6 protein-coding genes are annotated in these 6,812 nt (G+C 72.4%); 1 reads left to right on the top strand and 5 read right to left on the bottom strand.

The window, feature by feature from the left end; translation table 11 throughout:
* Nucleotides 1–37: 37 nt before the first annotated feature.
* The 4 genes from LE548_RS35890 to LE548_RS35875 all read right to left on the bottom strand — a co-directional run bounded on the left by LE548_RS35890 (nucleotide 38) and on the right by LE548_RS35875 (nucleotide 3,535).
* Nucleotides 38–412 (bottom strand): RNA polymerase-binding protein RbpA, encoded by a 375-nt coding sequence (locus LE548_RS35890; RefSeq protein WP_003977404.1) that lies wholly within the window; start codon nucleotides 410–412, stop codon nucleotides 38–40.
* Nucleotides 413–692: 280 nt separating this feature from the next.
* Nucleotides 693–2,039, bottom strand: a complete 1,347-nt coding sequence (locus tag LE548_RS35885; RefSeq protein ID WP_225101214.1) for an MFS transporter — start codon at nucleotides 2,037–2,039, stop codon at nucleotides 693–695.
* 54 nt (nucleotides 2,040–2,093) lie between these two features.
* On the bottom strand, nucleotides 2,094–2,870 hold the full coding sequence (locus LE548_RS35880; protein WP_225101213.1) for a glycerophosphodiester phosphodiesterase: 777 nt from the start codon (nucleotides 2,868–2,870) through the stop codon (nucleotides 2,094–2,096).
* On the bottom strand, nucleotides 2,867–3,535 hold the full coding sequence (locus LE548_RS35875) for a YitT family protein (protein WP_225101212.1): 669 nt from the start codon (nucleotides 3,533–3,535) through the stop codon (nucleotides 2,867–2,869). Before LE548_RS35875 ends, LE548_RS35880 begins: the two co-directional genes overlap by 4 nt.
* A 102-nt stretch (nucleotides 3,536–3,637) precedes the next feature.
* On the opposite strand from LE548_RS35875, the gene LE548_RS35870 reads away from it, so the two are divergent.
* The gene (locus LE548_RS35870; protein ID WP_225101211.1) at nucleotides 3,638–5,146 is read left to right on the top strand and encodes a PLP-dependent aminotransferase family protein; all 1,509 of its coding nucleotides are present in this window, start codon (nucleotides 3,638–3,640) and stop codon (nucleotides 5,144–5,146) included.
* A 41-nt stretch (nucleotides 5,147–5,187) separates the two neighbouring features.
* Here LE548_RS35870 and LE548_RS35865 read toward each other — a convergent pair whose 3' ends face one another.
* On the bottom strand, nucleotides 5,188–6,786 hold the full coding sequence (locus LE548_RS35865) for a hypothetical protein (protein WP_225101210.1): 1,599 nt from the start codon (nucleotides 6,784–6,786) through the stop codon (nucleotides 5,188–5,190).
* Nucleotides 6,787–6,812: the final 26 nt, after the last annotated feature.

The following is a 6,812-nucleotide window of genomic DNA, read 5'->3' as shown; positions in this document are numbered from 1 at the left end:
CTCACGTACGGCGCCCGCGGTGTGCTCGTCTGCAGCGCTATGCGGACTTACGGCTGTCCCGGGGGTGAACGGCGATGTTCATCGCCCCCGAACGCAGAACCGCCAGACGCTCCTCAAGGACCTCTTCGAGCTCCTCACGGGTGCGCCGCTCCATCAGCATGTCCCAGTGGGTACGCGCGGGCTTGGCCTTCTTCTCTTCAGGGCCGTCGCCATCGACGAGGAGTGCCTGGGCCCCGCAGACCTTGCACTCCCACTCCGGCGGGATCTCCGCCTCGACCGAGAAGGGCATCTCAAAACGGTGCCCCTTCTCGCATGCGTACTCCACGGCCTGGCGCGGGGCCAGGTCGATACCGCGGTCCGTCTCGTAGCTGGTCACCACGAGGCGCGTACCGCGAAGAGCTCGCTCACTCATGAATCGTGCCTCCCGGGCTTGTCGCCCACAGGACAGGTGTCGCTGTCGTCGTCATCCGGTCAACGTCCGGTCGGCGGTAAAGATTCCCGTTCCGGGTCATGCGTCGCCGTCGTAGCCGCCCCTTGTTGTACCCACCGGCGCCCGGTTTGTCACATCTGCTAGCAGATGTCACCCAGCGTTTCGGCTTCTTTGACGCGCAGTAACGGTACGCCTGGCAGGCCAAACGCGTACACTACCGCCCTTTCCCTTTGAACGCTAAATCGATACCGAATCTCCCGGACTAGATCTTCTCCGGGACGGGGTTGCCGGCCTCCGCGATCGCCCGCCGCACCGGAACCCGGGCGAGCAGGGCGAAACCGATCACGAAGAAGGCCACCAGCGAGATGATCGCCGAGCGGTAGCTTCCGGTCAGCTGATAGGTCACGCCGAACAGCAGCGGCCCGAGCCAGCTCATCCCGCGGTCGCTCAGCTCGTACGCCGAGAAGTACTCGGCCTCCTTGCCGGGCGGCACGAGATGGGAGAACAGCGACCGGGACAGTGCCTGGCTGCCGCCGAGGACCAGACCGATCCCGGAGGCCAGCACGAAGAACCACACCGGTGCCTTCGCGGGCAGGAAGTAGCCGGCGGCCAGCGTGAGCGTCCAGGCCACCAGCGAGCCCAGGATCGTGCGCTGCGCGCCGTACGTCCGCGCCAGCCAGCCCATCGCCAGCGCCCCGGCCACGGCCAGCACCTGCACCAGCAGCACCGCCGCGATCAGCGTCGACTGCCCGAGCCCCAGCTCCTGGGAGCCGTAGATCGACGCCTGGGAGATCACCGTCTGGATGCCGTCGTTGTAGATCAGGTACGCCAGCAGGAACGCCAGCGTCAGCGGATGCCGGCGCATGTCCCGGACCGTCGTCGCGAGCTGCCGCAGCCCGGGTGCCGTGGTGCGCTCCACGCGCGCGTGCCGGTCGCGCAGCCTGCGCAGCGGTACGAGCGTGAACGCGCCCCACCACAGGCCCGCCGCGGCCAGACAGATGCGCACGGCGGCCGTCTCGGTCAGGCCGAAGGAGTCGTGCGCCGAATACAGCACCAGATTGGCGACGAGGACCGAGGAGCCCGCCGCGTAGCCGAAGGCCCAGCCCCGCGAGGAGATCGCGTCACGCTCCTCGGGCGGGGCGATCTGCGGCAGGTAGGAGTTGTAGAGCATCATCCCGACGGACTGCGCCGCGTTGGCCACGACGAGGAGCACCCCGCCGAGCAGATACCGGTCGCCGTCGAGGAAGAACATGCCCGTGGTCGCGGCAGCCCCGGTGTACGCCGCGGCCGCGAGCAGGGGTTTCTTACGGCCCGTACGGTCGGCCGCGCTGCCCACGAGCGGCATCAGCACGACGGCGAGGATCACCGAGAGGGAGACCGAGTAGGCGAAGAAGGAGCCCGCCCGGACGGGGACGCCCAGCGGATGCACATAGCCGTCCGAGTCCGCGGACCGCTCGGCGACCGCCGTGAGGTAGGGCCCCAGAAAGACGGTGAGCACGCTGGTCGAATAGACCGAGCAGGCCCAGTCGTAGACGTACCAGCCGCGCTGCTCGCGCCTGAGGGCGGCGGTCTCGTCCGCCGTCCCCGTGCGCACGGTGTCGATTCCCACCCGTGCCCTCGCTTCCCCGTGCTCCTGCGAAGGCTCGGGCCGCCGCCGGGCCGGTCAGACCCAGACGCCGCGGTCCTCCATGACCTTGCGCAACGTGTCGATGTGATCGGTCATGATGCCATCGACACCCAGGTCCAGGAGCCGGTGCATGCGCGCCGGTTCGTTGATCGTCCACACATGCACGTGCAGCCCGCGCGCGTGGGCGGCGCGGACGAAGCGCTGGTCGACCACCGGCACGCCCGACTGGGCCTCGGGCACCTGCGCGGCGACGGCGGAGCGGCGCACGGCGGCCGGCAGGCCCCATGAGCGCAGCCGCAGGCTGAGCACTCCGCGGGTGCCGAACGAGGTGGCCAGGCGCGGTCCGGCCAGCCGCTGGGCGCGCAGCACGCGCGCCTCGGAGAAGGAGCCGACGCAGACCCGGTCATAGGCGTTCGTGCGCTCGATCAGGTCGAGCAGGGGCCGCAGGGCGGGCTCGGCCTTGACGTCGACGTTCCAGCGGACCTCGGGGAAGGTCTCCAGCAACTCCTCGAACAGCGGTACCGGTTCACGGCCGTCCACACGCGCGTGCCGCACGTCCTCCCACGGCAGCTCCGCGATCCGGCCCGCGCCGTCGGTGACCCGGTCCAGGGTCGAGTCGTGGAAGGCGACGAGCCGGCCGTCCGCCGTGGCGTGCACATCGGTTTCGATGTACCGGTAGCCCATCTCGACCGCGCGCCGGAACTGCGCCACGGTGTTCTCGATGCCGTCGGCGGCCCCGCCCCGGTGGGCGAAGGGTATGGGGCCCGGGTGGTCGAGGTACGGGTGGCGCCGCGAGGGTGTCGTGAGGGTCACGGTCGCAGTATCACCCCTTCCGGTGTCGCTTCGGCAACGACCGTGCTGCGGGTCGATGCCGCCGGGACGGCGAACACCCGCAGGAAGAGCTGGGCGAGGGGGCCGATGGACACGGCGTACAGCACGGTTCCGACACCGATGGTGCCGCCCAGGAGGAACCCGCCGGCCACCACCGCCACCTCGACGACGGTCCGCATCAGCCGGATCGAGCGGCCGGTGCGCCGGTGCAGCCCGGTCATCAGACCGTCGCGGGGGCCGGGGCCGAAGCGCGCGGAGATGTACAGGCCGGTCGCCGCGCCGTTCAGCAGGATGCCCGCGAGCAGCAGCGGGACGCCTACGGCGAGCGAGTGCGCGTCCGGGACCAGCGCGAGCGTGCCGTCCATGGCGAGGCCGACGGCGAACACGTTGGAGACCGTGCCGAGCCCCGGGCGCTGGCGCAGTGGGATCCACAGCAGCAGCACCACCGCGCCCACGACGATCGACACCACCCCGATGGTCAGCCCGGTCAGCTTGGCGAGCCCCTGGTGCAGCACGCCCCATGGCTCCAGACCGAGGCCTGCCCGCACGAGCAGCGCGGCGCTCGCGCCGTAGAGCGCGAGACCCACGTACAGCTGGAGCAGCCGTCGTCCGAGACGTTCCGGAGCGGAAAGGGCCGCAGTGGACATGAAATACCCCCCTGGGTGGTGGCGGTGGCCTGACGCATGTCACTCTGTGGCGTGGGATGAAGAGCCATCCATGGCCAATTCGGGGAAGGTGGACTGATCGTCATGGCGCAGTGGACCTCTGCGATGGGTGCCGCGCAACTCGCCCGGCTGCTGAACTCCCAGCAGGACCGCCCGGCCGGGCCCGGCACCCGCCGCCCGCCGGCCTATCGCGCCCTGGCCGACGGCATCCGGCTGCTGGTGCTCGAAGGCCGCGTGCCGGTGGCCGCACGTCTCCCCGCCGAACGCGAACTCGCCCTCGCCCTGTCCGTGAGCCGCACCACCGTCGCGGCAGCCTACGAGGCCCTGCGCGGCGAGGGCTTCCTGGAGTCCCGGCGCGGCGCCGGCAGCTGGACCGCCGTACCCGCCGGAAACCCGATTCCGGCCCGTGGCCTCGAACCCCTCCCCCCGGAGGCGCTCGGCTCGGTCATCGACCTCGGCTGCGCCTCGCTCCCGGCCCCCGAGCCCTGGCTGACCCGGGCCGTGCAGGGTGCCCTGGAGGAACTGCCGCCGTACGCCCACACGCATGGCGACTACCCGGCCGGACTGCCCGCCCTGCGTGCCATGATCGCCGAGCGCTACACCGCGCGCGGGATCCCCACCATGCCCGAACAGATCATGGTGACGACCGGCGCGATGGGTGCCATAGACGCCATCTGCCACCTCTTCGCCGGCCGCGGCGAGCGCATCGCGGTGGAATCCCCGTCCTACGCCAACATCCTCCAGTTGATGCGCGAGGCGGGCGCCCGGCTGGTCCCGGTCGCGATGGCCGAAGGCCTCACGGGCTGGGACCTGGACCGCTGGCGCCAGGTGCTGCGCGAGGCCGCGCCGCGCATGGCCTACGTCGTCGCCGACTTCCACAACCCCACCGGCGCGCTCGCCGACGAGGACCAGCGGCGCCGGCTGGTGGACGCGGCGCGCTCGGCCGGTACGGTGCTCGTCGCCGACGAGACGATGACGGAGCTGTGGCTGGACGACGAGATCGGCCGGCCGGGCATGCCGCGCCCGGTGTGCGGGTTCGACCCGGCCGGCTCCACGGTGATCACGGTGGGTTCGGCCAGCAAGGCGTTCTGGGCGGGCATGCGCATCGGGTGGGTGCGCGCGGCGCCGGACGTGATCCGCAGCCTGGTCGCCGCGCGGGCGTATGCCGACCTGGGGACGCCGGTGCTGGAGCAGCTCGCCGTCAACTGGCTGTTCAGCACGGGTGGTTGGGAGCAGGCGGTGGAACTGCGCCGCGCCCAGGCCCGGGAGAACCGGGACGCGCTGGTGGCCGCGCTCCGCCGCGAACTGCCCACCTGGGACTTCGAGGTGCCGCAGGGCGGTCTGACCCTGTGGGTCCGCGCGGGCGGCCTCTCCGGCTCCCGGCTCGCCGAGGCGGGCGAGCGGACCGGCGTCCGCGTCCCGTCCGGGCCCCGCTTCGGCGTGGACGGCGCGTTCGAGGGCTATGTGCGGCTGCCGTTCACCGTCGGGGGAGCGGTGGCGGAGGAGGCGGCGGTACGGCTCGCCGCGGCGGCTCGGCTGGTGGAGTCGGGGGCGACGGGGGGAGCGGAGGCGCCGCGCACGTTTGTGGCGTAGGGCGTGCGCCGCGCCCCCGGCCGGCCCTGGCGGACGGTGCCCTACGAGGTCTCCGCCCCCACAGCCTCCGCAGTCACCGTCGGCTTGGTCAGATCCGTCGGCTGCGCCTCCACCGCCGTGGACCTGGGCGGCAGCAGGTCCAGCACAGCGGCCCGGTCGGCGTCGCTCGTGGCGTCGTCGTACGGGTCCGGTGTGCGGGGCACCTGGAGCCGGTGCACGGGGCCGGAGCCCAGGCGGGCGTAGCCGCGCCCCGGTGGCACGTGGCTCAGCGGTGTCGTGTGCGGCGGGGCGCCCAGGACCGCTTCCACATGGCGGGGCGCGGCGGTGCCGAGGACGACACGCGCGCGTGTGTGCTGGCGTACCGCTTCGCACAGTGACTCCGCGCCGTCGAAGTGCTCGGCCACGACGACGGTCACGTTCGCCGCGCGGCCGTGCCGGAGCGGCACCTGGAGCAGGGTCTGCGGGTCCTGGCGGCCCTCCGAGGCCGCGAGGTGCGCGAAGACGGACGGGCGGTCGAGGAGGATCCAGAGCGGCCGTCTGGAGTCCGCCGGCGGCGGGTCTCCCGCCTGCCGGGAGACGTTGATCGCGATGAGCCGGCGCTCGGTCTCCTGGGTGGCCCACTCCAGGCTCGCCAGCGCGCCGGGGAGCGCGCACTCCACGGCCAGGACGCCGTCGCGGCCGGTCAGGCACGCGTACTCGCCGGTGCCGCCGCCGTCGACGATCAGGACGTCGCCGTACCGCAGGGCCTGCAGGGCGAGGGAGCGCAGCAGGGTCGACGTACCGCTGCCGGGCTGGCCCAGGGCCAGCAGATGCGGTTCGGTGGAGCGCATGCCGGTGCGCCAGACGACCGGCGGCACGTCGATCTGCTCCTCTCCGTAGGCGAGGGGCAGCGTCCGCTGGACCTCACTGGGATCGGTGAAACCGAGCACGGTCTCGCCCGGCGCGGTCACGAAGTGCTGGGCGGCGATGTCGGTGGGCAGCGGGGCGAGGACGGTGACGGTGAGCCGGTTGCCCTCCTCGTCCCACGCGAAGTGATACTCGCGGCCCCGCCCGGCCTTCGCGGTGAGCAGCTGCTCGATCCGAGCGCGGGCCTCGGGCTCGCCGTCCGGGAAGTAGGCGGGGTAGCGGATCGCGAGATGGGCGACGCGTCCGTCGTCGTCGAACTCGCTCGCCGTGAAGGCCTTCTCCCACTCCCCGCCGTGCGCGTACAGCGGCGCCGGGTCCTCGGGGCTGGAGAAGTACGGCACCAGCGCCTCGTAGAGGGACCGGAGCCGTTCGATCTGGGACTCGTCCGGCCCCTCGGGGACCGGCTCGGCGCGGTCGCGGCCGTGCCAGGCCGCCGTCGCCATCACGGTGATGACGGCGAGCAGCGGGCCGTACGGCATCAGCGCCACGACCAGGACCACGGAGGCCACCAGGAACAGCAGCGGCCCACGCTTGTCCTTGGGGGTGTCCGCCCACCTGCGCCGCCCGGCCGAGGCCAGCCGGCGCATGCCGCGCGTGACGGTGATCAGCGGGTGGAGGACATCGGTGGCACTGTCGGCCGCCGTCCGGGCCAGCTCCCGGCTCCGGGCGATCTGCGTCCGGGCGATCTGGGCGCTGTCTTTGCTCAGAATGCGGGGGAGAGGGCGCCGGGCCACTGCTGTCTCCTGACGGTGCGTGCGGG

Origin of the sequence: Streptomyces sp. CoH27 (assembly GCF_020181035.1) — a bacterium.
Taxonomy (GTDB): Bacteria; Actinomycetota; Actinomycetes; order Streptomycetales; family Streptomycetaceae; genus Streptomyces; species Streptomyces camelliae.
Note: the sequence above shows the minus strand (reverse complement) of the source record. Positions and strands in the feature narration are given on the sequence as shown.